The organism is Psychrobacter faecalis (assembly GCF_016107575.1).
GTDB lineage: Bacteria > Pseudomonadota > Gammaproteobacteria > Pseudomonadales > Moraxellaceae > Psychrobacter > Psychrobacter faecalis.
This window is the reverse complement of sequence record NZ_JABAST010000003.1, coordinates 100,897-125,423: the sequence shown is the minus strand read 5'-3', so window position 1 is coordinate 125,423 and position 24,527 is coordinate 100,897. Positions and strand designations below refer to the sequence as shown.

Below are 24,527 nucleotides of genomic sequence, written 5' to 3'. Positions count from 1 at the left end.
GCTTATTCTCCTGTTAGTGGATTATAAGCAGTTACACAGAGTTTGGGAAACTCCCCGTACTTTGGTGGAGCTTAAGTATGATTATAACCTTCCTTGCTACAATTTAGGTCAATAATAGCTTTTGAATTATACATCGTAAAATTAAACTCTTTGAGCTAATACTTAATCAGTTTTCTACTACAAGACTTTGTAACAAACTACCTAGGAGAGCATTAATGCATCTAAAAAAACATAACGTCCTAGCTCAGTCTTTATTACTGACCACGTTATTCTCTGTATTTGATGGCTGCTGCTTGCTCAGCAGAGCCATCAAATACAGAGATACTTTCCAACCAAAATGCACCTGCTGAAATATACGAACTCGTGCTAGCCTACTACGAGGGCGACTCAGTTACTGTAGGTAATGACAAAGCTTTTGAACTGTTTCAAAAAGCTGCTTGATCAAGGGTTACGCTCGTTTAAGTCAATTTACGGATACTTGAATTCTGCCATTTTCGAAAAAAAGATAAAAATATAGCTGAACCAATCAACGCCATAAACATATCAGACTGCGTATCCCAGACATAACCTTGCGTGCCCAAAAAAGCTTCTGCATCGCTGCCAATGGCTAACGCTACCCACCATTCTATCAGCTCATAAAAAGCACTAAACGCCAAACAAACGGACATCACAAAGACCAATAACCAACGCTCATTTTTCACCACATTTAAGCGCAGTAAAATTTCTCTCACAATCCCTGCCGGTACAAACCCCTGAACGAAATGCCCCAATTTATCATAGTGATTGCGCTCCCAACCAAACCAGTTGGCGATAGTATCAAACAGAGGTACTTCAGCATAAGTATAATGACCGCCTATCATTAATACGATGCAGTGCAGCAATATTAAGGAATACGTGAGCCTTGATAGGGTAAATCTTTGATAAGTCGCGGCTAGTATGCTCAAACCAATCAGCGCGGGCGCAACTTCCAAAACCCAAGTGAAATAATTTTTAGGTGCAATACCCGACCAAATCAGCACCGCAAAAAATACCACTAACCAAATGATCTTAAGCGAGCCATCATGCTCTCTATTTTTATTTGAATGATTCATGAAGGTTTTAATATTCCTTGTTAAAAATAGAAACTTTTATCACTATGCTTATTTTTCTGATTATTAATGATGTGTGATGGACTTAGCAATTTATGCTATTACTCACTCGCCTTATAAATAAACTCAAATTACTGCTCTAGTGGTAGATTATCCAAAATTATTTTCGCCTCCGTCACATACTGCCCTAAGTCTGGCTCCAAGTGAAAGCCTTCAACCGGTGTCGGTAAGCCTTTTTGTTTACCGAGTCTAACGACAATCGCGTTCTCTTCTGGCAGCACCAGTACCCGCTGACCTAAGTGACCAAGCATGGCATAAAACGGAATCGGACTATCCATATCCGTCCATACCGAATGGCCGTAAACTTGCGCTTGCCCGTCTGCGAATGCATCCACGTTTGGCGTAATCATAAAATCAACGTGCGCTTTACTAAGTAATTGCTCGCCTTGCCACTCACCACCATTTAATAATAGCTGTCCAAATTTGGCAAAATCTAATGCGCTAGCATTGAGACAGCAATATACTTTTTCGATGCTCGAAGCACCATCAAGCGACCAATAAGCATCGCCTTGCATGCCGAGAGGTTGCCAAAATTTCTCTTCTAAATAGCTAGAAATAGTATAGCCATGCGGCGCAAGCGCTCGCGATAAAGCTATGCCAAGCATTTGCGTGTCGCCTGATGAGTATTCAAACTGGCCGCCACATTCTTCTACAAACTTACGATTGACCATTTGCTTGACCAAGTCATGACCATAATAGGATTCAGCCGTCGGGTTGATGGGAAAGTAATAATCTTCCGTCCAATCATAGCCCGAGGTCATCGCCGAGAAATCTGCTAAGGTACAGTTCTGCGCATATTGATTGTCCGCATATTCAGGTAGCCACTTGGTAATTGGCTCATCAATGCTTGATATATAACCATCTTCTACCGCTTTGAGATACAGCATGGTAGTGACAGTTTTTGCCATAGAAAAGCTATTGGTGTGCGAATCAGCACCATAACCTTGCCAGTAGTTTTCGTACAGCAGTTTGCCGTCTTTGATAATGGCAAAGGCAACGGTTTCATCGGTATCTAAAGCATTTTGCAAAGTCGGCGTGAGTTTGACCTGCTGAAAGTTGGCAACTTTTTCCCATTCGATAGTATCTTTGGCAGCAATAGTCCGATTATCAAAATCTACATAATCATCAATATTAGCGGTATTTTCACCTTTAAGATAAGTAAGCTGTAGCCCTCGAAAGATATAAGCGTTACCCGTCACCACTAAGCCCAAGCTGATAATAATGAGTAGCGCTACAATAGGTAAAAATATCCATTTAAACAGGGTTTTTAACACTACCATTATAAAATCCTTTTTTATGGCGTGGTTGGTGCGTACGATTGAGTATCGTTGATAGAGTTTAATTTAGCATGGATAGGCAGTTTTGGGAGATAGTTTCTAGAAAGCGAGTGTAGATCTAGTTTTTATACCATACTGCTAATAATTTGATCTCTATTATGAAAATCATCTTATTGTTTGAGTATCATTGTTGATACAAGAGTGTAAAATATATAAATTGAATAGCATGTATAAAGGATGTTGACTAGTGGATGGTACAAAACAAGGAAATGAAACAATAAGAATAAGCTCTGATGGTCTTTATCGGGGAGCTACGGTTCATACCCCTTTCCCTCTAGAAAATAGTGATTTCCTGAAATTAACAAAGGTTAATAGCTTACTACCAATTTGGGCACACACTTTCTTTACTGGCACGAGTGTTTTTTCAATTACAGTATTAGCTAAATGGCTAAACCATAAGTATCTTAATGGGATTGAGACTGTATCAAATACCGAAGGACTCACTCTACTAATCCTCATAATATTGGCAGTAATATTTGAGGCTTTATATATAATATTGCCTTCAGATAAGAAAAAAACGATCTCAAGAATTGAGAAGCACTTCTCAGAAAACAAACCTAAAGCAGCAGGATTCGGAAATGAATAAGCAATTGCCTAAAGAATATAATCCTTTTAATAAAGTTTGGGTTTGCAGTAATACGTTCAATGAAGGTGAAATAATTTTTGAGGTTGAAGGTAATCCTGTTTTTCTCATAGGTCGTGATAGCGGAAGTCACAAGACATTATTATGGTTTAATGCACCAATAAAAGGAAGTAATACAAATAGATGGCATAATATAATATCAAAAAATAAAGTTAATGATGTTAAGTATGATCTAAATATTACCGATTATGGTAGTGAAGTGACTTTCTTAGACCAACCTTTACTTCAGTTTAAAATAATGGACGATCATTTGGTGATAAATATGATAAACCTTATACCCATTGGTTTAAATATTTACGGGGGATTATCGTCATTAACTATCGTAGGCAATACTTTCTCCGGCAATACATTTACTGGTGTTAATACTATGATAGCTATTGGTAAATGATGATTGAGATATACATAATTATAAAAAATTATCGCATAGATAGTGTTATGAAATTTAAAGTCTTACGAAGCACTAAACATCCAAACTCTAACTATAGAAAAAAAAGCGGCAAGATAATCTATCTTGCCGCTCTCATTACTTCTGAACTAAACTCTAAATCGCAGCCGCAACCTCAGCACCATCACGAATCGCTCGTTTTGCATCCAGCTCAGCAGCAAGCTTAGCACCACCAATTAAGTGATATTGCGCGTCTGGTGCATCACCGACGTTTGGCATCAGCTCAACCACTGATTCTTGACCCGCACAGACAACGACGCTATCGACACGTAGCAACTGGCTTTGACCTTGGTTATTGGTGATCCAGATACCTTCATTGGTAATTTTATCGTACTGTGCGCCTGATACTTGGATGACGCCGTGCGATTTAACGTGAGCGCGATGTACCCAGCCCGAGGTTTTATTAAGACCACTGCCCAAGCGACCTTTGGTACGCTGCATTAAGTACACTTGGCGTACAGGTTTGATGCCTTCAGGTTTAATCAAGCCGCCATCTGCCTGATAGTTAGTATCAGACGTCACGCCCCACTCTTCGCGCCAATCGCTGATTGACTGCGGTTTTGGACGATAGCTTGGGTCTTTTAGCAATTCAGGACCAAGCTCATCTAATGGCTGCCCATGATTGGCGGTTAGATATTCACTAACATCAAAGCCGATACCGCCCGCACCGATGACCGCGACGGTTTCACCCACGGATTTTTCACCAGAAAGCAATTCAGCATAGCTGATGACTTGTGGTAAATCTGCGCCTTCAAGCTTACCTTTTAGACTTCTTGGGACCACACCAGTAGCAACGATGACATGATGAAATTTGGCCTTCTCAAGCATATCTTTATCGACTTTGGTATTAAGTTTAATCTCAACACCTAAGTGCTCAAGCTCATTGATATAGTAGCGAATGGTTTCAAAGAATTCTTCTTTACCAGGTATGACTTTGGCATAATTAAACTGCCCACCCAAGATATCTTTTGCTTCAAATAAAGTGACGTCATGACCACGCAAAGCTGCAACATGAGCGGCTGACATGCCAGCGACACCGCCACCGATGACCGCCACTTTTTTAGGTTTTTTGGTCTTCTTATAAACCAATTCCGTCTCGTAACAAGCTTGTGGGTTGACCAAACACGTTGAGCGTTTATTTTCAAAAGTATGGTCAAGACAGGCTTGGTTACAGGCGATACAGGTATTGATACGATCGGCTTGCCCTTCTTTAGCTTTGTTGACCCAATGTGGATCTGCTAAGAACGGACGCGCCATTTGAATCATATCTGCTTGCCCACTGGCAAGGATCTCTTCTGCGGTCTCTGGCATATTGATACGGTTGGCTGCCATCATTGGAATACTGATGTGCTTTTTAATTTCAGCGGTGAAATCAACAAACGCCGCGCGTGGTACGCTGGTGACAATGGTTGGAACACGCGCTTCATGCCAGCCGATACCAGTATTCATAATGGTCACGCCCGCTTCTTCTAGCGCTTTAGCAACGGTAATGACTTCATCCATGACGTTACCGTCTTTGACCAAATCAATCACTGACAAACGGAATAGGATAATAAAATCTTCACCCGTTGCTTCGCGAACTGCTTTCACGACATCGACCGCAAACTTCATGCGATTTTGAATATCACCGCCGTATTCGTCGGTACGTTTATTGACATGACGCGATAAAAACTGATTGAGCAAGTAACCTTCAGAGCCCATGATTTCAACGCCATCATAACCCGCTTGTTTGGCAAGTTTGGCACAGCGCGCATAGTCTTTAACGGTTTGTTCGATATTTTTGATGCTCATCTTACGCGGTTTAAACGGCGAGATTGGCGATTTAATCGGGCTTGCTGACACGGCAAACGGATGATAACCATAGCGACCACTGTGCAAGATTTGCATGATGATTTTGCTGTCATATTTATGCGCCGCACGGGTGACGCGTTGATGATTAATGACGTCAGCGCGGGTGTTCATGGTGCCGCCAGCAGGGAGCAACCAGCCTTCGCGATTGGGCGATATGCCCCCGGTAATCATCATCGCCACGCCGCCTTTGGCACGTTCGGCAAAATACGCCGCCAGCTTGCCGTAATTATAAAAACGGTCTTCAAGCCCCGTATGCATCGAGCCCATCACCATGCGGTTTTTAAGTGTAGTAAAGCCCAAATCCAGCGGCTCAAATAAATGCGGGTAGTGCTCGTTGGTGCTGGCGGTCTCAATGGTATTGGCAGTGCGGCTGGCGGTCATATCATTTTCCTTATGAATGAATTAACAAACTACGTTCTGAAAACAGAAAAGTCACGGGATTTAGCGTTGCTGCTATCGTAACACACCGCTATTATCATCAGCTATGCGGACAAGCGACTGATGAGTGAGCACTATCTTGATACCAATCCTAGACAGTCAGATGTTTACCTCGACTTTATGGCTTTTATTAAGCAAACCTCATAAAACCCGCCCAATTTTTGGGGCGATTGGCTATAATAGCGTGAGCGTTGTCAATATTTAACGTGTTTTATAACGACCGTTTTTATGACAATTGTTTTTATGACAACGGCTTCTATAATAGCCGCTTCGCTAAATCCCTGCACCATCGAATACCCGCAATACGATAAAGGACTATCCCCATGACAGACTTTCACACCGGTCTTGGCAAAAACGCTGCCAATCACCAACCGCTGACCCCTATCGATTTTATTATCCGCAGCGCGCAGGTTTATCCTGACAAGACTGCAATTATCTACGACGACCTAGAGCACAATGAGCTCACGCAGACATGGCAACAGACTTATGATCGCTGTCGTCAATTGGCCGATGGTCTGCGTAAATTGGGTATCGATAAAAATGACACGGTGGCGGTGATGATGCCGAACACGCCAGCAATGGTCGAATGCGCCTTTGGCGTGCCAATGTCAGGCGGCGTGCTTTGTACCCTTAATACCCGACTTGATATCAATGCCCTAACCTTTTGCCTGCAACACTCTGAAGCCAAAGTATTGATTTTAGACAGCGAGTTTGCTGAGCATGCTGAGATTATTGATGAAGCTTTTCCCAACCTCATCGTGATTCATGCGACCGATAAAGCGCTTGATATCGAGCGTTTTGGCACTATGAGTTATGAAGAGTTAATCGCCAGCTCAGACAATTTGGATAATTGGGAAAAACCGCTCGATGAATGGGATGCCATTGCGCTCAACTATACCTCTGGCACCACTGGTAAGCCCAAGGGCGTGGTCTATCATCATCGCGGTGCCACGCTCAATGCCGTGTCTAATATTTTAGATTGGGATATGCCCAAGCATCCCATGTATCTATGGACGCTGCCACTATTCCATTGTAATGGTTGGTGTTTCCCATGGACCATCGCTGAGCGCGCGGGCGTCAACGTCTGCTTACGTAAAATTGACGCTGATTTGATTTTGCAGCTGATTGCCAAGTATAAAGTCAGCCATTATTGCTCAGCGCCCGTGGTGCACAATATGATTGCCGGCGGTAAGCCTGAGTATAAAGAAGCCATTAACCATGAAGTCAAAGGCTGGGTCGCTGGTGCGCCGCCGTCTGAAACTATGCTCGCTGCTATGGAAGCCATGGGCTTTCATATCTCACATGTTTATGGCCTCACCGAAGTTTATGGTCCGGTCACTGTTTGTGCTGAGCAAGAAGAATGGGATGCGCTTGATGTCGCTGCTCGTGCGCAGAAAAAATCTCGTCAAGGAGTGACCTCGCATTTGATGACAGGCTTTGAGCTGTTTAAACAAGGGACCACTGAACCCGTTGCTGCTGATGGCGAAGAGATGGGCGAGCTGGCACTGCGCGGTAACATGGTGATGAAAGGCTATCTTAAAAGCCGAAAAGCCACTGAAGAAGCCTTTGTCGATGGTTGGTTCCGTACCGGTGATTTGGGCGTCAAATACCCTGACGGCTATATCAAAATCATGGATAGGCTTAAAGACATCATCATCTCAGGTGGCGAAAATATCTCTAGTATCGAAGTCGAAAACGTCTTATATAAAATGCCGGAAATCCAAAGCTGTGCGGTCGTTGCCGCGCCGCATGATAAATGGGGCGAAGTGCCCGTCGCCTTTATCGAAATTCATGCTGGTAGCACTTTGCAACGCGATCATGTCATGGAGCATTGCAAGCAATATTTGGCTGGATTTAAAGTGCCGAAATATATTATCTTTGCTGAAATTCCGAAAACCAGTACCGGTAAAGTACAGAAGTTTGAGCTACGCCAAGCCGCCAAATCATTGGCGCACGAAACGCCAAAAGTTACGGCTAGCGCTAAATAATAGCTTTTGAAAAACTTGCACTTTGAGCAATTTGCATAAAACAGGGTCAGTCTTATGATTAGGCTGACCCTTTTTTCTTGAACTAAGAACGTAAAACTTATTCTTGTAGACAGTCTGCTATAAAATAAACACAGAGCTACTGGTATTCATTTTGCGCAGCCTCTGTCTGCGTAGGCACAGCAAGCAAGGAAGATGAATACCAGTAGCGCGTTATCATACTTGTACTAATTTTATTTAGGACTGACTATAGCCAAACAACTAATTCAGCTTTGGTTCAAGCCATTGATAAACCAACATACCCATTATCATTGCTGGAATAAAGACATACGCTTGCCATTGTCCTGTCCCAAGTAGCACGATACCCGGTCCTGGGCAGATACCCACAAGTCCCCAACCGATACCAAACATCATCGCGCCGATTAGCAACTTTTTATCAATCACCGTCTTACTTGGCAATAAGATAAAAGTGCCCACCCAGCTGGTCTTTTGCCATTTGGCTAATTGCACACCGATTATCGCTACTATTAAACCGCCGCCCATCACCAGTGCCAAGGAGATATCCCACGCGCCAAAGACGTCCAAAAAGCCTTGTACTTTAGCAGGGTCAGTCATCCCTGATATCAGCAGTCCAAAACCGAATAATAATCCTGCTACTAATCCAATTATATTTTTCAGCATTTTTTCTCACACCTAATGTATTAATCCAAGCAGTTATAAATAACGTGCTGTCTATGCGATTTTTAAATCAAACCCAAAACATGGCGACCGATATAAACGGTTAAGATACCAAACAACATAAAGGTCACTGTCGCCGCCATCGAGCGTGGTGACAGTCGCGCATTACCGCAAATACCATGTCCGCTGGTACAGCCTGAACCGAGACGCGTGCCAAAACCAACGAGCAGCCCTGCCGCAATTAATAACGGTATAGAGGTGCTGATATCTAGCACTGGTAACGGCTTGACCAAACGATATAATAACGGCGAGACGATAAGACCGGCGATAAATAAAACCTGCCACATCTCAACGCGCTTGGGTTTTAAGAGGCTTGAGAAAATACCACTAATCCCCGCAATACGGCCAACACCTAACAGCAAAATGGCAGTCGCCACCCCTAGCATCAGTCCGCCTACTAAGGAGATTGGCGTAAATGCCTGCCAGTCTATTTGTATACTCATAATGTTTACCTAAGCCAATTTTATCAAACACAGTTTTAAATTCGTTTTATATAAATACATTATATAATAAAATATAATAAATAGGTAAAAAAATACTGAGATCTGTTTAACAGAACTCAGTATTGTTACCTAACTTATAGTAAAAATTATGCAGGCTGCTCTGCCAATACTTCATCAAGCGCTTTTTCAAAACGTTGTACCGCTCCGTCGACATCGGTCAATTTATCAAGACCAAATAGACCTAAACGGAAAGTTTTAAAGTTCTCAGGCTCGCCTACTTGTAGCGGGACACCAGCGGCGATTTGCATGCCAGCTTCAGCAAAGGCGCTACCTTTATGCATGTCATCACGGTCAGTATAAGCAACGACAACACCCGGTGCTTCAAAACCTTCTGCCGCCACGCTTTCAATGCCTTTGTCCGCCAATACTTTACGAATACGCTTACCAAGCTCCCACTGCGCCTCGCAAAGTTTATCAAAGCCGACTTCCTTAGCTTCATGAACGGTATCGCGGAACTGGCGTAAGCTATCGGTTGGCATGGTTGCGTGATAAGCGTGACCGCCATTTTCATAGGCGCGCATGATATTTAACCACTGTTTTAAATCTAGGCTAAAACTATCAGATTCAGTGCTCTCTACTTTTTGCACAGCCGCGTCGCTGAGCATCACCAGACCTGCGCCCGGCGTGCTGCTCCAGCCTTTTTGCGGCGCGCTAATCAGCACATCAATACCCAAGTCTTTCATATCAAGCCAGACGCACCCTGAAGCGATACAGTCAATGACCAATAGACCGCCAACGCTATGTACGGCCTCGGCCAATGCTTTGATATAGTCTTCTGACAAAATTATGCCTGATGAAGTTTCAACATGCGGGGCAAAAACGATGGCTGGTTTTGTGTCTTTAATTTTAGCAACCGCTTCATCGATAGCAACAGGCGCAAATGGCTTTGGCGAGTCACCCTCTTCACGATTGGCAGTCAATACTGTAGACGACTTGGCAATTTTGCCCTTGTCTAAAATTTGCGTCCAACGATAGCTAAACCAACCGTTACGGATAATCAGGCAGTCTTCATCATTGGCCAATTGACGCGCCACGGCTTCCATCCCATAAGTGCCAGAGCCCGGTACAATCGCCACCGCATCAGCGTTATAGACTGACTTTAAGTTGCTAGATAAGTCATTCATTACTTGCTGAAAGACTTTTGACATGTGGTTTAAGGCGCGGTCAGTATAGACCACCGAGTATTCTAATAAGCCGTTTGGATCAATATCTTGACGTAATGCAGTCATAGGACGCTCCTAGTTTATAGTTAGGCAATATAGGTATTTGCAAATTCTAGTAATAACGAGCCGAATACTACGATAGATAGTATTTATCGGGCCCTCATATCGAGTAATCATCGAGAGTATGACGCAGGGTTGACGATATAGCGCTTTATCCTAGCGCTATTGCCGTTGACGAGTATGTCGTGTGCGCTTTATTTTTATTTTAAACAGTTCTACTATTCTAAACAGTACTACAGACGATAGGCGCGCCATTATCAGACCGTGAATGACAGCCTATTGAATTATCTATACTGAGAATTAATGAAATGAGAAGATATTAAGAGGCAATTGATAAAATTAAGCTTTGAAAAAAAGCCAAAATCAATTAGTTAAAGGTTCATTATAAATAACCGCTGCCACATAACCAAAAATTATCGCCACTTAATATACTCATAACAACTTGATATTAGCACCGATAATGCAGGTTGACAACGCTCGGTTTGCATAAGTCGAAAGCTTAGCCAATTTATGACCTTTAAAGATAAACCGTTTCAAAAGGAAGAGTTTTAAAAGAAACGGTTTTAAGAGAAATAATAGGAAAAATAATTAGTGCATTAAAAGGAGTAATGCTTACTGACGACGACCACGATGCGCGTCTTGTAATCCCGAGACCACAAAATCTAGCAATTCATTGTCACCTTCGCGTGCCGCTTTACGCATCAGCTTCGATGGCGCATGGGTCAGCGTCTGGGTTAAACGCCGCGATAGCTCAGTGATAATAGCTTCAGGGGTGGCGTTATCTTGTTGCAGCTTAGCAATAGATTCATGCAGCAGTTTATCAACTTGGTCATGAGTGCGCGCGCGATATTGTTGAATCTCTTTACCGACTTGGCGCACTTGAAAGCGCCGATCCATCTCAACCACCAACTGACTAACGAGCAGCTCAGCATCGACCGCTGCTTGCCGGCGCTGCTCAATATTACCGGCAATCACGTGTTGCAAGTCATCAACAGAATACAGATACACATCGTCGATACGGCTAATGGTCGAGTCGATATCGCGCGGCACCGCCAAGTCAATCATCAGCATCGGCTGATAGCGCCGACTTTTAAGCGCGCGTAAGGTCATGGCCTTATCAATCAATATATCCATACTGCCGCTACAACTACTGACGATATCGGCTTCTGCCAATACTTGCGGCAACTCTTGCAGCGATTTCACTTCTACCGTACGCTCGGGTCGACGCAATTCGGCGGCCAACGCTTCGGCGCGCTCAGGATTGCGGTTACAAATAATGACCCGCCCGACCCCAAGCCCAGCGATATGCGTTGCCACCAAGCGATTCATCTCGCCTGCCGCAACAACCAATAACGTGCGATTGGGCAAATCGTCAAATATCTGCGTCACCAATTTGGCTGCAGCATAGCTCAGCGATACCGCTTGAGCGCCGACTTTGGTTTCGTTACGCACGCGTTTGGCAGCAGCAAATACTTGGTCAACAATCCAGCCGAGCTGATTGCTGAGCGCCTTTTGGTCTTGCGCCAAATGCACAGAACGTTTGATTTGACCAAGTATCTGCGGCTCACCCAATATCATCGAGTCAAGACCAGCGGCGACTCGCAGCCAATGAGTCAGCGCATGGGTATCACGATGCACATAAAGATAAGGGTCAATCTCTTCCAAAGGTAACTGCTTAAAATCCGCCAGCCACGCTTTAATTTTTAAGATATGGGCGCTGATTGCCGCGGCAGAAGGCTGCGCACTGAGGACATTATTACTCGAGACAGCAGTTTGCTGCGCTGCTAAAGCCGCGCCTGATTCTGACGATGCTGAGACTTGTGGGACGAGTGCATAAATCTCAGTACGGTTGCACGTCGAGACAATCACGCTACCATCGGTGAAGCGCTCTAGCTGCTGAAGGGCAATATTCACATCGTCACCGACAAGCGCCAAGCGCTCTCGCAGAGCGACTGGTGCGGTTTTGTGATTGACCCCAATGACCACTAATCTCATTATTGATAGACCATAAATATAACGTTTACCTGCCAGCCAAGCGCTTTTAGAATGTGAAAAAACCTATTCAATCAGCAGTGCTAAAAAACAGTTTTTCACAGACAGCACTTGCTAAACTGGCTGTGAAAAAACGTCTTTAATAAATCATTATCAATATAAACGTCTAAAAAGCGCCTATTATATCATTATTGCTGGCTTTATTTAACAAGCAGCGTTGGGCGATGGTATTTGTCTGTATCTGGGCATGGCGACGATAAATCAACTGCTGTGATGGTTTTTAAAATAAGTGCCAGTTATATTTATCTAATTTGTCAGCGCTGGTTTACTAGAGGACTTACTAGCAGATGTTTAAGCTATCAGAGTTTATTGAACGCTACTTAAAGTCATTTATCGTCATTAATTAATCGCCTAAATATTGTTAGTATTTGAGTAACATAGGCGCTATTGTTTATCGCTTTCATCTGCTCTTATAATGGTAATGACGAATACTTATTTAAAATAATGACAATAAAATCCTCCTGTTAGAATGCAAGTGGGCTAATGGGGAAATATTGCTCGCTAGATTTTTTGGGTCATCCTTTAGACTGCAACCTATGTATAATGATCAATCTCGCCTCCGCGCCTTATTGCAAGCCACCATAGAGCGCCTATGCCAGCGTTATAAGCTAACCTTGTCGTTGGCCATTTGTCTATGCCTAGGATTACCCGCCCACGCCAAGTATGTCAGCCCGGCGTTGACCGCTCCCATATTAAACACTGATTTGGCCAATTCGCCTACAACTTCACCAGCCAAGAAAAGCGATATCATTGGTCATACTGCTCATGAAATACCTTCTCAACCACCGTCTACTGAGCAGTCTCAGCTAGCAGAAACCGATACTTCTGTAAGCAATCTAGTAGCATTTAGCCCAGCACAATCTGAGCTTGGTGAGCCAAGTTTATACGCGCTGTTGGATGCCGAGTTTGCCGCAGATCGCGATAATAATAAGCGCGCGCTAACTATTTATAAGCAGCAATCTTTTAAGCAAGATGCGACCGCGGTATTTGAGCGCGCCCTAAGCTTGTCTTTACGTAATGAAAGCATTGAGGATTCATTGCGCTTTGCCAAAACTTGGCAAGACCAAAACCCCGACCACGTGCCCGCTTGGTTTTATGTGGCGCATTTGGCCCTGCGCGCGCACGACTATGAATTGGCGGGCGCCACTCTAAATCGCATTTTAAACTACGACCCACGCGCCGATCTGAGCGAAATACTGATTGGCATTTATCCCAATACCGATGAAGACAAACGCGAGTTGCTTGCCGCTTTGCAACCTATCGATAGCGAGCAGAACGCTTCGCTTTCGGTATTAAAGGCTGGTTTACTGTATCAATTTGATGAGCCTGAGGTTGCTATTGTCCATATCGATCGCGCCCTTGCGCGTCAGCCAGATTATGTGCCTTTTATCACTTTAAAAGCCGACATATTGCGCAAGACCAAGCCATCAGCAGCCGTGCTTGATTATATTAACCAAGCGCGCCTACGTAATCCTGATAGCAAGAGCTTATACTTATATGAGATTCGTTATTTACTCGATTTGCGGCAAAGCGAGCAGGCTTGGCAGCTATTACTCGATGCACACGGGCGCTTTGCTGATGATGACGAAATCACTTTGCTCGCCGCGCTGGTGAGCTTGGACGTTGAAGAATACGCCAGCGCCGATCAGCTGCTGAATATCTTGGCTAAAAATCCGGCTTATCTTGACCAAGCCTATTACTACCTTGGCATCAGTGCCGAGCGCCAACAGCGCTTTGAGCAAGCAAAATACTATCTCAATGGCGTGATGCAAGAGGACTTGGTGTTAGAAGCGCGGCGAAAAGTGGTGTCGTTTGAGCTGCTAAATGACGACGTCGATGCAGCCATTGCTACTTTAGAGAAGCTGCGTAAAGACTTTAGCATCTTCGCGCCTGACAGCTTTGTCATGCAAGCGGATATCTTATGGCAGCAAAATGAATCCGAGGAAGCGCTACGGTTATTAACGCGCGCCAGCCGCAAATATCCTAATAATGAGATGCTGCTATTTGCCCGCGCCCAGCTGCTTGACGACAAAGACGATTATATCGTCAAACGTACCTTATTGAACCATTTGCAAACGCTCGATCCAACCAACCTTGCTTATCAGCTTAGCTATGCGCAGTTATTGCTCGCCAATGAACGCAGCTCCAAGCAAGGTTTGGCGCTAGCAACAGCTATCATTCAAATCCGTTATGATGACCCGCGCTATGACAATGAGCTGCATTTGCAAGCGTTAAACGTACTCGCCGCCAATGCTTTAGCGAACGAAGATTATCAACAAGTCATCGATTATCTACAAACCCCGTACGACGTTTTTCCAACCCTGCGTTCTGGCACGCTACTGCTGCGCGCTTATCAAGGGCTAGGCGATAATGAAAAAGTTGAGGCGTTGCTTGCTGAGTTACAAGAGCGTTTTTCATTTGGGCAGCGCAACGTCAATGACCGTATACAGCTTTATTAAGCAGCTTTTTGCTCAAAGCTTATTGAATACTCATCATAAAATACGATTAAAAATAAAAACGTTTGCGATAAAAACTACAAGCCAGTTATAAGAAATGAACAGCCATGCATCAGCGCGTAACAAATCATGCTTAAGCTAAGCGTTTATTGTTTTATTTAATCTTTTAAAAAATCTATTACTTTTAAAACTTGTTACTTTTAAAACTTGTCTATTTTTGAGGATATATCATGTCAGTATTAAAAAAAAATCAGCCGAATAAACTGGCGCTATTTAGCGCTTTAACCGCCGCGCTCGTTATCACATCTGGTTGCCAATCATTAAAAACCGCTAATGCTACCAACCAGCCTATCGGCACGGTACAAGGTCAGAAACCTGAACAACCTAAAAAGCTTGAGAACTTTAATATCACGGGCAAAATCGGCGTTACCACACCTAGTAAGGACAATTCAGGAAACCAAGGCGGCAGTGCGTTTTATGCATGGGGACAACAAAATGACCGTTTTGCTATCGAATTGATTGGTGCGCTTGGCATTGGCAAAACCAATATCGAGTATAATGGTCAGTCGGCGACTTTAGTCAGTGAAAAAACCGGTACTTTAACCGCTGATGACCCTGAAACCTTGCTCAAAAAAGCCACAGGCTGGCAAGCGCCGATTTCACAAATGCCGTATTGGATATCGGGTCGCCCAGCGCCTTCAGACAGCGCGCCACAGCTTGATGACCAAAGCCGTTTGATTAGTTCGGTCAATGGTGAATGGCAAGCGAACTTTAGTTATAAAGGCAACGACAAATTGCCAAATAAAATCAGTGCCGTACAGTCACAAGGCAATAAAGTAGTGATGACTATCGATCATCAAAAATAATAGCCTTATGTAGACAGTAGAAAACACTATCTTTACTTACAACTCATAAAGACATTTATTTATGACTGAACGCACCACCGCAACATCAGTTATCACGCGCTTGTCACCGGCCAAGATTAATTTATTTTTGCATATCACTGGTAAGCGCGCTGATGGCTATCATAATCTGCAAACCGTCTTTCGCCTGCTTGACTGGGGCGATTATCTGCATTTTACGTTTGTAGACGATGCAGTATTTTCTATTATAGATAAAACCTTCGACGCTACTAAGCTTTGTCATCAGCTGCTAACGCTTGCTGGTGCCGACACCATAACCAGTAGTATCGATGACAATCTGATTTTTAAAGCCGCCCAAGCGTTACTAGCATTTGCTCTTCAAGCTGACAGACTACCTAAGCAGCTGCAATCAGTGCAAATCACCTTGGATAAGCATTTACCAATGGGTGCAGGCTTAGGCGGTGGCTCATCCAATGCCGCAACGACCTTATTAGTCTTAAATGAGATTTGGCAGCTTAACATTACTAAAAATGAGCTGATAAAAATCGCTGCTACTATCGGCGCCGATGTGCCGATATTTATCTTTGGGCAAGATGCCATTGCTATGGGTATTGGCGAGGAGCTGACCGCCATTGATTTGCCCGAGCAAGAGTACTTAGTCTTAACCCCAAACGCCCATGTGAACACGGCTAAGCTGTTCGCCCATCCAAAGCTACAACGAGATATCGACGCCCTATCCATTGACATTATCAAAAGCCAGACCAATGACTATGTGCAACGTTTAAATACACCTTATCAAAATGTGTTTAGTCATGTCGTCACCAGTATCGCCCCTGCCGTCGATGCAGCGTTACGGTATTTGCAAGGGTTAGAATCACAGGCACTTGGCACAGCTCGGATGACCGGCTCTGGTAGCGCGGTATTTTTACCATTGGATGCGAGTATTATTGATGATAAAACGCTGTTGGCAAAGTGGGTTAACAATGCGCCTTGTGCGGCGTACGTAGTGGGGAATCTACAAGTTAAATAGAATTAATAATATGATTTTCTTCGCTTAAAGGTTATTTATCATGAAAGGCAATTCTTTTACGTTATCAATAAGTATTTTGGCCCTTTCAATAGCCATGACAGCCTGCACCAACAATTCTGATACTCAAAACGTCACGTTATCTGCGCCAAAAGTATCTATCGATAATATGGCCAGTGATAGCAGTATTAACGATTTTAAGAATAAGCCCTATGCCCAGTTTTTTACTTATTCATATAAACATGGTGCGGAAATAGAACCAGCTATGGGCGGCATTTTGGTTATGAAAGACGGCTGTTTGCTTATCCAAAACAATGATAGGCTTAACGTTCCTGTGTTTCCTCATGGCATAACCACTTGGAATGAGGAGACCCAGACTCTGACCGCCAATGGCGTTGATATACCTTTGAACACTGAGCTATTTACTAACGGACCCTTAAGCGGCGGGAAATACGACCCTAGTTACGATTATAATTTCGAGCAACAAGCCAACCCTAAATGCTTGGAAAATAGATATATCGTATTTTTGGGTTCACAGTTTATGGACACCACAAATTTGCCAAAACATTAGCCTATACAAGCTCAAACTGAGGCCAAACCCTACTTATAGCGTATAAATAAAATGAGTATAAAGACCATATATAAATTTCCATTAACTCAACATCGGTTTTATTTTCGACCTATTTATAATAAAAGCCATAAAAAGGCGCAAATGACTTGCAAAATCTAAATATTTATTTATAATAGGTCGCCTCAATAGGGGTATAGCCAAGTTGGTAAGGCATCAGGTTTTGATCCTGACATCCGTTGGTTCGAGTCCAGCTACCCCTGCCATTTTTAAGTGTAAAGCGTTCGATATGTCGTCATTATAAGCCGTTTTTAAATAAACGCTTATTTTATTGACATTGACAACGTTATCCCAGTTTCGGTATAGTTCGCAATGAACACCGTTAGGGAAAAGTTATATTGTAGACAGTTTATCTGTTTATAATATAACGAACAGGTCGTGACGCTATTTTAAGCGTAATTTAGTATAAATTATGCCTAGATATCGACGTACACAGCCTAGACATTACAGGGGTATAGCCAAGTTGGTAAGGCATCAGGTTTTGATCCTGACATCCGTTGGTTCGAGTCCAGCTACCCCTGCCATTTTTTACTGTAATAGTAGTCATCAATAGTTTTCCATACTCTTTTCTAAATTTGAGCAGTTTGATACTGCTTAGCGGTCGCTGCTTGAGTTAATCAATAGGACTTCTGTCATGCCTTATTTGGCGATTTTTACGGGTAATGCCCACCCAGAATTAGCAAAAACCGTAGCCGATCATCTCCATATACCTCTTGGTAAAGCTGACATCACGCGTTTTTCTGATGGCGAAATTGCCGTGGAAATCAAAGAACACGTACGTGGCAAAGACGTGTTTATCATGCAGCCTACTTGTGCACCGACTAACGACAATTTGATGGAAATCATGATGATGGCCGATGCCTTGCGTCGTTCTAGTGCTGGCCGGATCACTGCTGTCATGCCATACTTCGGTTATGCCCGTCAAGACCGCCGTCCGCGTTCAGCACGTGTACCTATCTCGGCCAAAGTCGTCGCTGACATGCTAAACATCGTTAGTATTGACCGCGTTATGACCGTTGATTTGCACTCAGATCAGATTCAGGGCTTCTTTGATATCCCAGTTGATAACATCTATGGTACGCCTGTCTTATTGAACGATCTTAAAAAACAAGATTATGACAATATCATGGTGGTTTCACCTGACGTCGGCGGTGTGGTACGTGCGCGCGCGATGGCGAAGCAGTTGGGCGATACCGACATGGCGATTATTGATAAACGCCGTGCCCGTGCCAATGAATCACAAGTGATGCACATCATCGGTGATGTCCGTGACCGTGATTGCGTCATCGTTGATGATATGGTTGATACCGCAGGTACGTTATGCAAAGCCGCTGAAGCCTTAAAGCAAAATGGCGCTCGCCGCGTACTCGCTTATATTACCCACCCTGTCCTATCGGGTAATGCGCTAAAGAACATCAGCGAATCGGAATTGGATGAGATTGTGGTAACTGATACCATTCCATTGTCTGACGCGGCTAAAGCCTGTAGCAAAATCCGCCAAGTAAGTATCGCTCCAATGCTGGCTGAAAGCTTACGTCGTATTAATAACGAAGAATCTATCAGCGCTATGTTTGATGCCTAATTAATGCTTAAGATTTTCTTTCGCTAAAAAATATATTACTAAAAACGCTAAGTTTAATGACTTGGCGTTTTTTTATGTAAGACTGGCGTGCGCTATTTTAGCTAGGTCTTTATTATTGTTAAAGAATCACGTATAATGCGCGCCTGTATTCATCATTCGTTAACCCCTATTATTTTTGGGTATTTTATACTTAGCGACATGATTGATACTTTCTAAAGTATTGATTATCCGGTGATAGACTGGTCGCAAGTCTGTTATTGCTGGTAGATACTTCACATACTCTCTATAGGATTATATCCATGGCTATTGATCATTTTGCAATCAACGCAGTTGACCGCTCTGCTGAACAACAAGGTAAAGGTGCGAGCCGCCGCCTACGTAAGCAGAACCTAGTTCCTGCTATCATTTATGGTGGTGGTGAAGAACCAACTGCTATCTCTATCAAAATCAACGAGCTCGTAAAATCGCTTGAATATGAAGCGTTTTTCTCACAAATTTTGACCATCACTACCGATAAAGGTGATGAGCAACAAGTCGTTATCAAAGACTTGCAGCGCCATCCTGCTAAAGGTTTCCCAATGCATGCAGATTTTCAGCGCATTGTGAAAGGTCAAAAAATCAACATGCACGTACCGCTACATTTTGCTGGTCGTGAAGAAGCGCCAGGTACGAAAGCGGGTGGTATCTTATCTACGCTAGTATCTGATGTTGAAATCGTTTGCCTACCATCACAATTACCTGAGTACTTAGAAATCGACGTATCAGGCATGGAAATCGGTGATCTATTCCGTTTATCAGACATCAAATTGCCTGAAGGCGTAATTATCTTTGATCTTGACATGGAAGATGCGCACGACCGTACCGTTGTGAACATGCAGCCACCAACAGTTGAAGAAGTTGACGAAGACGCTGACGAAGTTGATGCAGCTGACGTACCTGCTACTGAGCAAGGTGCTGAGCCTGAAGACAAAGACGCTGAATAATAATCTTTATAACGCTTATATAGCAGCCTTATGGTTGCTCGGTTATAAAAGATTGGTTTAGTCAAAAAATAGCAGGTGATGAATATCTCCTGCTGTTTTTGTAACTGAGGTTTGAAAAGAAGGTTTAAAAAGTAGGATAAGCACGATCAGTTCATCTTACTTTTCAAACCTTATCTCTTATTTATTAAATTTAAGCAGGGTGTTTTTATGGCCATAAAGCTTATTGTCGGTCTTGGTAATCCTGGTCAGCAGTATATGTTTACGCGTCATAATGCCGGGTTTTGGTTCGTCCATCATTTGGCGCAGCAGTTTAATATTGCCCTCGCCCCTGACAAAAAATTCCACGGGGTGACGGGACGCGGGCAAATTCATGGTCACGATGTGCGCCTGCTCATGCCTCTGACTTTTATGAATAAATCTGGTCAATCGGTGGTGCCGATGGTCAATTTTTATGGTATTAACAATAATGAGCTGCTGATTGCCCATGATGAGCTCGATATACCCGCTGGCAGTATCAAGCTCAAAACCAACGGCGGACACGGTGGTCATAATGGTCTGCGTGATATCACCCCGCACATTGGCAACGACTTTCATCGCCTGCGTATCGGTATCGGTCATCCGGGTCACAAGTCTAAAGTCAGCGGTCACGTATTATCGAAAGCGGCGCCTGATGAGCAAATGGCTATCGATAGCGCGTTAAGTGCTGCTTTTGACGCCTTACCGTTATTATTAGATGGTGATATTGAAAAAGCGCGCTCGCAGATTAATGGCTTTAAATTACCAGAATAATCTGCCGTTGATGGCAAACATTTAAGTCATTTAAATCGCCAAAGCGTAAATTTAGCCGTGACTTTTAGGCAAATAACTTTTATTCTACTTACCCTGTCCCCATTAAGTTTTTGATTTGGTTCATTTATATCAGTTACCCTAAGGAAGCAACCTATGCTACTTAATATGCTCAAGTGCAAATTACATCGCGCCCGTGTTACCCATGCTGAACTGCACTACGAAGGCTCATGCGGTATCGATGGTGACCTACTAGACCTCGCTGGTCTGCGTGAAAACGAATCTATCGATATCTACAATGTCACCAATGGCAAGCGTTTTCGCACCTATGCGATTCGCGCTGAAGCGGGCTCTGGCATTATCTCGTTAAACGGTGCCGCCGCGCATATGGCAGACCTGGGCGATATCGTCATCATTTGTGCTTATGCCCATTTTGATGAAGTAGAAGCCGCTACCTATCAGCCAAAACTGGTGTATTGCAACGAAGACAATACCGTGAAAGACACTGCCAATATCATTCCGGTACAAGTGGCTTAATTATCCATGACTGCTATTTAAGTGATCAATAAAAAAGTTGAATCTGATTAAGATTCAGCTTTTTTTATGCTATTTATTTATCCTGCTTACGGTTTCTAATCACCCGCCATAGCCCTTCATTTTCTGTTTTCGGCATTTTTAAAGTGATGGTATTTGATAGCATGTCTTGTATTGCCAAACCGCGACGATTAAACAGACAAAAGGCATAGTTGAAAACAAAGCCCAAAAAAGCACTGGTCAATAAGATAGCGCGTGAACCACCGATGACACTACCGATGAGTCCAAATATCAGCGGCATCAGGCTCGCCGCCAAGATACGTTTGAACGACTGCCCCCACGTAAGCAGGTCACCATCATTATTGACCGTTTTTAAGCGCCACGTTTGCATACCTAGTGTTTGCCCACCGCGGCGCCAAAATAGCCCGTAGAAGCCCACCAGCGTCAGGATAAACGAAGGGGTCATAATAAAGTTTTGATACCATGTCGGTAGCGATCTGGCTTGCTGTGACTGCGTGCCCGTCTCCATCGTCAATAGCGTACCAATTACTGTCAGCACCGTACCAACCAAAAACAGTAGTGCCAAAATCAACATACCATCATAAAGGATGGCCGCCATACGCGTGCCTGGCTTGGCAATCACTGCCTCTTCGGCAACGGAGTCTTGATGCGCTGAGTTGTTGCGTGGCGATTTTGCTTTAGTAGCAGCTTTTGGTGACGATTTTGACATGATACCAGCCCATAACAAGCGAAAAATAGAGCGCTCATTGTACCGTAATTCAGGCACTTAGCGTACCTTATGATAAGACAAGACTTTTGCTATAAAGACAGGAGATTTGAATTTAGGAAAAAATAACAAGGTAAGATTGTACTGCTATAAAAACGACAGACATAAAAAAATCGCCAAATTGTCATAAGACAGGCGATTAATTTAGTTTTAGCTTAATAGTTAAATAAACAAGTAAGCTAGTATGCAAATGGTGCGCTTGGAGAGATTCGAACTCCCGACCCCTTAGTTCGTAGCCAAGTGCTCTATCCAACTGAGCTACAAGCGCGTACTTTGCACATTATCTACTGAATTATTCAAAAACAATTGCAGTAAATTAGGTTGGTTATTATATAGATAATCTCGCTTGTGTCAACTTATTTTTTAATTAAATTCAAATTATTTTTGAATGCTAAACTAAAAAATTATTAACGCTATTTTTGCGTCATTACTCTTTATAACAACTGAATAAATGGCGGTGAAGGAGGGATTCGAACCCTCGATACGCTTACACGTATGGTTCCTTAGCAGGGAACTGGTTTCAGCCACTCACCCACTTCACCGAACGATTTAAGACACTTATCAAAATATTTTTATAAAAACCATTTCTCTAAACATAGTATCGATGCTAATGATACGTCTTATGCCGTGGGCGAGTATTATAACAAAGCCGAAACGAATTGCAAGCCTTGTCTACAGATTTAATGCCGCTTTTGTCATAATTGTTAATTTAAATGGTTTTATCATTCTCTAGTCATAAGGAATATCTCATTTAGCGGTGAGTTTCCGAGTTTTTAGGTTTTATTACTTATAGTCAAAATATCCCAAAATCGCTACGGCATTGCTGATATATTGATATTACTTTCCACTGATTATATTTACCAAAATCTGCTGGCTATGGCTTTTTGGGCAATGGATGGCTATAGTATTTATCATTCATTATAGGATAAATAAAAGGAAGGGTTATGCGACCGGTAGTACTGTGTTTTTCAGGATTGGATCCGTCAGGTGGTGCTGGATTACAAGCGGATATCGAGGCAGTCGGTCAAGCAGGTGCCCATGCCGCTATCGCTTGTACGGCGATCACCATTCAAAACTCGCAGCAAGTATTTGGTTTTGAGGCTTGTGCGGCCGACTTGGTAGCAGCGCAGGCGACCACCGTGCTCGATGATTTGCCTGTGCGCGTGATTAAGTCAGGTATGCTTGGTACCACTGACAATATCGCCATGCTGACGCGTTTATTTGCCGAACAGGTTATCGCATGTGACACGCCATTTGTCCTCGACCCGGTATTGGTTGCCAATAGCGGTGGCAGCTTGGGCGATGAACAAACCTTGGTAACGGCGTTTAGAAAACTACTGCCCTATGCGACCTTAATCACCCCAAATACGCATGAGCTACGCGCCTTAAGCGGCGAGCAAGATTTGCATATTGGTGCGCAAAAACTATGCGCCCAAGGCACTCAAGCGGTATTGGTCAAAACTTCACACGACTTTACCAGCGGTGATATCAAGCAGTATCTCTATATTAAAGGCGAGATGGTGCATAAAAGCGTTTTACCGCGCCTAAAGGGTGAATTTCACGGTTCTGGTTGCTCATTAGCGAGCTTTATCGCTGGACGTTTGGCGATGGGTGACGCGCTTGTTGAGGCGGTAAAAGCGGCAGATAGTTGGATTACCCAAACGCTGCGTGCCGCTGATGCGCCGCACCCTAATAATGCCAACGCTCAATTGATACCCAATCGCTTTGTAGAATTTTAGAACAATCTATAGATGGTAAATAAAGAAAGGCGCTCTATAAAATATAGAGCGCCTTTTGTATCTTTTATAGAATCGCTAGTTTTTTAAATCTAAGAATTTTATTAAGCCAGCCTAACCCAACATCGGCATAAAGCTAGATGCTAAGCCACCGATAAAGATTTCCAGCAGATAAAAGGCAAAGAAAGCAATCATTGGCGATAAATCAATCATGCCCAAATTTGGCGTAATACGACGAAACGGCGCTAAAATTGGCTCAGCCAACATAATAATAATACCAATAATCGGATGCTGAGACTGGGTAAACACCACAATCCAGCTGACAATGATAGAACCGATGACCAGATAGCGGCACATGCGTAAAAAGTCTAATATCAAGCTGATAGTACCAGTAAAAAATAGCGGCACAGGCGCGATACCTTTATGGGTCAATGCCGCCTTGCCAGAGATATCAATCAGGCGAATTAAAAACATCAAGACAATGGCAGCAATACTGATACGACCTTGGCCGACGGTGGGGAAAATACGCCCAAATACATCAACGATATGGGTGGCTCTATAAGCAGGCGCAATCATAGGGTTGCTGGCATCCATCCCTGCAAACTGCAGCATAAAACGGATAAATACCAACATCATGGCGAAGGTGGTGATCAAATCAAAAATTTGCAATAACAGGTTGTTCATGAAGTGCTACTCAAGGTGACATTATTAACGGATTTTAGGATGACGAATGTCATTATCAGGCATTTTTATGACTTTAAGTTCTTATAATTATTAATAAG

21 protein-coding genes and 4 tRNA genes are annotated in these 24,527 nt (G+C 43.4%); 14 read left to right on the top strand and 11 right to left on the bottom strand.

Annotated features, from left to right (window positions below):
- Positions 1-458 precede the first annotated feature (458 nt).
- Positions 459-1,091: a DUF2238 domain-containing protein gene (locus JFC07_RS02140; RefSeq protein WP_198327994.1), complete on the bottom strand. Its 633-nt coding sequence runs from the start codon at positions 1,089-1,091 to the stop codon at positions 459-461.
- A 128-nt stretch (positions 1,092-1,219) separates the two neighbouring features.
- Complete coding sequence (locus JFC07_RS02135; RefSeq protein ID WP_198327993.1) at positions 1,220-2,428, bottom strand: serine hydrolase domain-containing protein; 1,209 nt, start codon at positions 2,426-2,428, stop codon at positions 1,220-1,222.
- Between the two features lie 244 nt (positions 2,429-2,672).
- Between JFC07_RS02135 and JFC07_RS02130 the strand changes: the two genes are divergently transcribed.
- The gene (locus JFC07_RS02130; RefSeq protein ID WP_198327992.1) at positions 2,673-3,071 is read left to right on the top strand and encodes a hypothetical protein; all 399 of its coding nucleotides are present in this window, start codon (positions 2,673-2,675) and stop codon (positions 3,069-3,071) included.
- Positions 3,064-3,516: a hypothetical protein gene (locus tag JFC07_RS02125; protein WP_198327991.1), complete on the top strand. Its 453-nt coding sequence runs from the start codon at positions 3,064-3,066 to the stop codon at positions 3,514-3,516. The genes JFC07_RS02130 and JFC07_RS02125 overlap by 8 nt, the downstream gene beginning before the upstream one ends.
- Before the next feature lie 153 nt (positions 3,517-3,669).
- Here the strand turns inward: JFC07_RS02125 and JFC07_RS02120 are convergent, their stop codons facing one another.
- Positions 3,670-5,805 (bottom strand): NADPH-dependent 2,4-dienoyl-CoA reductase, encoded by a 2,136-nt coding sequence (locus tag JFC07_RS02120; RefSeq protein WP_198327990.1) that lies wholly within the window; start codon positions 5,803-5,805, stop codon positions 3,670-3,672.
- 380 nt (positions 5,806-6,185) lie between these two features.
- On the opposite strand from JFC07_RS02120, the gene JFC07_RS02115 reads away from it, so the two are divergent.
- Positions 6,186-7,850, top strand: a complete 1,665-nt coding sequence (locus tag JFC07_RS02115; RefSeq protein WP_198327989.1) for an AMP-binding protein — start codon at positions 6,186-6,188, stop codon at positions 7,848-7,850.
- A 258-nt stretch (positions 7,851-8,108) separates the two neighbouring features.
- Here JFC07_RS02115 and JFC07_RS02110 read toward each other — a convergent pair whose 3' ends face one another.
- The 4 genes from JFC07_RS02110 to hemA all read right to left on the bottom strand — a co-directional run bounded on the left by JFC07_RS02110 (position 8,109) and on the right by hemA (position 12,306).
- Positions 8,109-8,528, bottom strand: coding sequence for a DUF6691 family protein (locus JFC07_RS02110; RefSeq protein ID WP_144296760.1), 420 nt, complete (start codon positions 8,526-8,528; stop codon positions 8,109-8,111).
- Positions 8,529-8,590: 62 nt separating this feature from the next.
- On the bottom strand, positions 8,591-9,028 hold the full coding sequence (locus JFC07_RS02105; protein ID WP_198327988.1) for a YeeE/YedE family protein: 438 nt from the start codon (positions 9,026-9,028) through the stop codon (positions 8,591-8,593).
- Positions 9,029-9,174: 146 nt separating this feature from the next.
- The gene (locus tag JFC07_RS02100; protein WP_191690180.1) at positions 9,175-10,317 is read right to left on the bottom strand and encodes an aminotransferase class V-fold PLP-dependent enzyme; all 1,143 of its coding nucleotides are present in this window, start codon (positions 10,315-10,317) and stop codon (positions 9,175-9,177) included.
- Between the two features lie 606 nt (positions 10,318-10,923).
- On the bottom strand, positions 10,924-12,306 hold the full coding sequence (gene hemA / locus JFC07_RS02095; RefSeq protein ID WP_198327987.1) for a glutamyl-tRNA reductase: 1,383 nt from the start codon (positions 12,304-12,306) through the stop codon (positions 10,924-10,926).
- Positions 12,307-12,899: 593 nt separating this feature from the next.
- Between hemA and JFC07_RS02090 the strand changes: the two genes are divergently transcribed.
- The 10 genes from JFC07_RS02090 to panD all read left to right on the top strand — a co-directional run bounded on the left by JFC07_RS02090 (position 12,900) and on the right by panD (position 21,225).
- On the top strand, positions 12,900-14,822 hold the full coding sequence (locus tag JFC07_RS02090) for a tetratricopeptide repeat protein (protein ID WP_198327986.1): 1,923 nt from the start codon (positions 12,900-12,902) through the stop codon (positions 14,820-14,822).
- 227 nt (positions 14,823-15,049) lie between these two features.
- Complete coding sequence (lolB, locus tag JFC07_RS02085; protein ID WP_198327985.1) at positions 15,050-15,685, top strand: lipoprotein insertase outer membrane protein LolB; 636 nt, start codon at positions 15,050-15,052, stop codon at positions 15,683-15,685.
- A gap of 61 nt (positions 15,686-15,746) precedes the next feature.
- On the top strand, positions 15,747-16,712 hold the full coding sequence (gene ispE / locus JFC07_RS02080) for a 4-(cytidine 5'-diphospho)-2-C-methyl-D-erythritol kinase (RefSeq protein WP_198327984.1): 966 nt from the start codon (positions 15,747-15,749) through the stop codon (positions 16,710-16,712).
- Positions 16,713-16,752: 40 nt separating this feature from the next.
- Complete coding sequence (locus JFC07_RS02075; protein ID WP_198327983.1) at positions 16,753-17,280, top strand: hypothetical protein; 528 nt, start codon at positions 16,753-16,755, stop codon at positions 17,278-17,280.
- A gap of 187 nt (positions 17,281-17,467) precedes the next feature.
- Positions 17,468-17,543: transfer RNA gene (locus JFC07_RS02070), tRNA-Gln, on the top strand.
- Between the two features lie 242 nt (positions 17,544-17,785).
- Positions 17,786-17,861, top strand: a tRNA-Gln gene (locus JFC07_RS02065).
- 110 nt (positions 17,862-17,971) lie between these two features.
- The gene (locus JFC07_RS02060) at positions 17,972-18,919 is read left to right on the top strand and encodes a ribose-phosphate pyrophosphokinase (protein WP_068404706.1); all 948 of its coding nucleotides are present in this window, start codon (positions 17,972-17,974) and stop codon (positions 18,917-18,919) included.
- Between the two features lie 299 nt (positions 18,920-19,218).
- On the top strand, positions 19,219-19,902 hold the full coding sequence (locus JFC07_RS02055; RefSeq protein ID WP_068404709.1) for a 50S ribosomal protein L25/general stress protein Ctc: 684 nt from the start codon (positions 19,219-19,221) through the stop codon (positions 19,900-19,902).
- 207 nt (positions 19,903-20,109) lie between these two features.
- On the top strand, positions 20,110-20,691 hold the full coding sequence (gene pth / locus JFC07_RS02050; RefSeq protein WP_144296768.1) for an aminoacyl-tRNA hydrolase: 582 nt from the start codon (positions 20,110-20,112) through the stop codon (positions 20,689-20,691).
- A 153-nt stretch (positions 20,692-20,844) separates the two neighbouring features.
- Positions 20,845-21,225, top strand: a complete 381-nt coding sequence (panD, locus tag JFC07_RS02045; protein ID WP_045443274.1) for an aspartate 1-decarboxylase — start codon at positions 20,845-20,847, stop codon at positions 21,223-21,225.
- A gap of 73 nt (positions 21,226-21,298) precedes the next feature.
- On the opposite strand, the gene JFC07_RS02040 is transcribed toward panD, so the two are convergent.
- The 3 genes from JFC07_RS02040 to JFC07_RS02030 all read right to left on the bottom strand — a co-directional run bounded on the left by JFC07_RS02040 (position 21,299) and on the right by JFC07_RS02030 (position 22,551).
- On the bottom strand, positions 21,299-21,952 hold the full coding sequence (locus JFC07_RS02040; protein ID WP_198327999.1) for an RDD family protein: 654 nt from the start codon (positions 21,950-21,952) through the stop codon (positions 21,299-21,301).
- A gap of 248 nt (positions 21,953-22,200) precedes the next feature.
- Positions 22,201-22,277 (bottom strand) — tRNA-Arg (locus JFC07_RS02035).
- Between the two features lie 184 nt (positions 22,278-22,461).
- Positions 22,462-22,551, bottom strand: a tRNA-Ser gene (locus JFC07_RS02030).
- Positions 22,552-22,953: 402 nt separating this feature from the next.
- Between JFC07_RS02030 and JFC07_RS02025 the strand changes: the two genes are divergently transcribed.
- Positions 22,954-23,748, top strand: a complete 795-nt coding sequence (locus tag JFC07_RS02025) for a hydroxymethylpyrimidine/phosphomethylpyrimidine kinase (RefSeq protein ID WP_198327982.1) — start codon at positions 22,954-22,956, stop codon at positions 23,746-23,748.
- 111 nt (positions 23,749-23,859) lie between these two features.
- On the opposite strand, the gene JFC07_RS02020 is transcribed toward JFC07_RS02025, so the two are convergent.
- Positions 23,860-24,429, bottom strand: coding sequence for a YggT family protein (locus tag JFC07_RS02020; RefSeq protein WP_144296770.1), 570 nt, complete (start codon positions 24,427-24,429; stop codon positions 23,860-23,862).
- Between the last annotated feature and the right edge of the window lie 98 nt (positions 24,430-24,527).

Coding starts and splice junctions, on each gene's coding strand:
- JFC07_RS02090 (WP_198327986.1), top strand. CDS start 12,900: ATGTATAATGATCAATCTCGCCTCCGCGCCTTATTGCAAGCCACCATA.
- JFC07_RS02135 (WP_198327993.1), bottom strand. CDS start 2,428: ATGGTAGTGTTAAAAACCCTGTTTAAATGGATATTTTTACCTATTGTA.
- pth (WP_144296768.1), top strand. CDS start 20,110: ATGGCCATAAAGCTTATTGTCGGTCTTGGTAATCCTGGTCAGCAGTAT.
- JFC07_RS02040 (WP_198327999.1), bottom strand. CDS start 21,952: ATGTCAAAATCGTCACCAAAAGCTGCTACTAAAGCAAAATCGCCACGC.
- JFC07_RS02055 (WP_068404709.1), top strand. CDS start 19,219: ATGGCTATTGATCATTTTGCAATCAACGCAGTTGACCGCTCTGCTGAA.
- ispE (WP_198327984.1), top strand. CDS start 15,747: ATGACTGAACGCACCACCGCAACATCAGTTATCACGCGCTTGTCACCG.
- JFC07_RS02020 (WP_144296770.1), bottom strand. CDS start 24,429: ATGAACAACCTGTTATTGCAAATTTTTGATTTGATCACCACCTTCGCC.
- JFC07_RS02110 (WP_144296760.1), bottom strand. CDS start 8,528: ATGCTGAAAAATATAATTGGATTAGTAGCAGGATTATTATTCGGTTTT.
- JFC07_RS02100 (WP_191690180.1), bottom strand. CDS start 10,317: ATGACTGCATTACGTCAAGATATTGATCCAAACGGCTTATTAGAATAC.
- JFC07_RS02025 (WP_198327982.1), top strand. CDS start 22,954: ATGCGACCGGTAGTACTGTGTTTTTCAGGATTGGATCCGTCAGGTGGT.
- JFC07_RS02125 (WP_198327991.1), top strand. CDS start 3,064: ATGAATAAGCAATTGCCTAAAGAATATAATCCTTTTAATAAAGTTTGG.
- JFC07_RS02120 (WP_198327990.1), bottom strand. CDS start 5,805: ATGACCGCCAGCCGCACTGCCAATACCATTGAGACCGCCAGCACCAAC.
- JFC07_RS02060 (WP_068404706.1), top strand. CDS start 17,972: ATGCCTTATTTGGCGATTTTTACGGGTAATGCCCACCCAGAATTAGCA.
- lolB (WP_198327985.1), top strand. CDS start 15,050: ATGTCAGTATTAAAAAAAAATCAGCCGAATAAACTGGCGCTATTTAGC.
- panD (WP_045443274.1), top strand. CDS start 20,845: ATGCTACTTAATATGCTCAAGTGCAAATTACATCGCGCCCGTGTTACC.
- hemA (WP_198327987.1), bottom strand. CDS start 12,306: ATGAGATTAGTGGTCATTGGGGTCAATCACAAAACCGCACCAGTCGCT.
- JFC07_RS02075 (WP_198327983.1), top strand. CDS start 16,753: ATGAAAGGCAATTCTTTTACGTTATCAATAAGTATTTTGGCCCTTTCA.
- JFC07_RS02140 (WP_198327994.1), bottom strand. CDS start 1,091: ATGAATCATTCAAATAAAAATAGAGAGCATGATGGCTCGCTTAAGATC.
- JFC07_RS02115 (WP_198327989.1), top strand. CDS start 6,186: ATGACAGACTTTCACACCGGTCTTGGCAAAAACGCTGCCAATCACCAA.
- JFC07_RS02105 (WP_198327988.1), bottom strand. CDS start 9,028: ATGAGTATACAAATAGACTGGCAGGCATTTACGCCAATCTCCTTAGTA.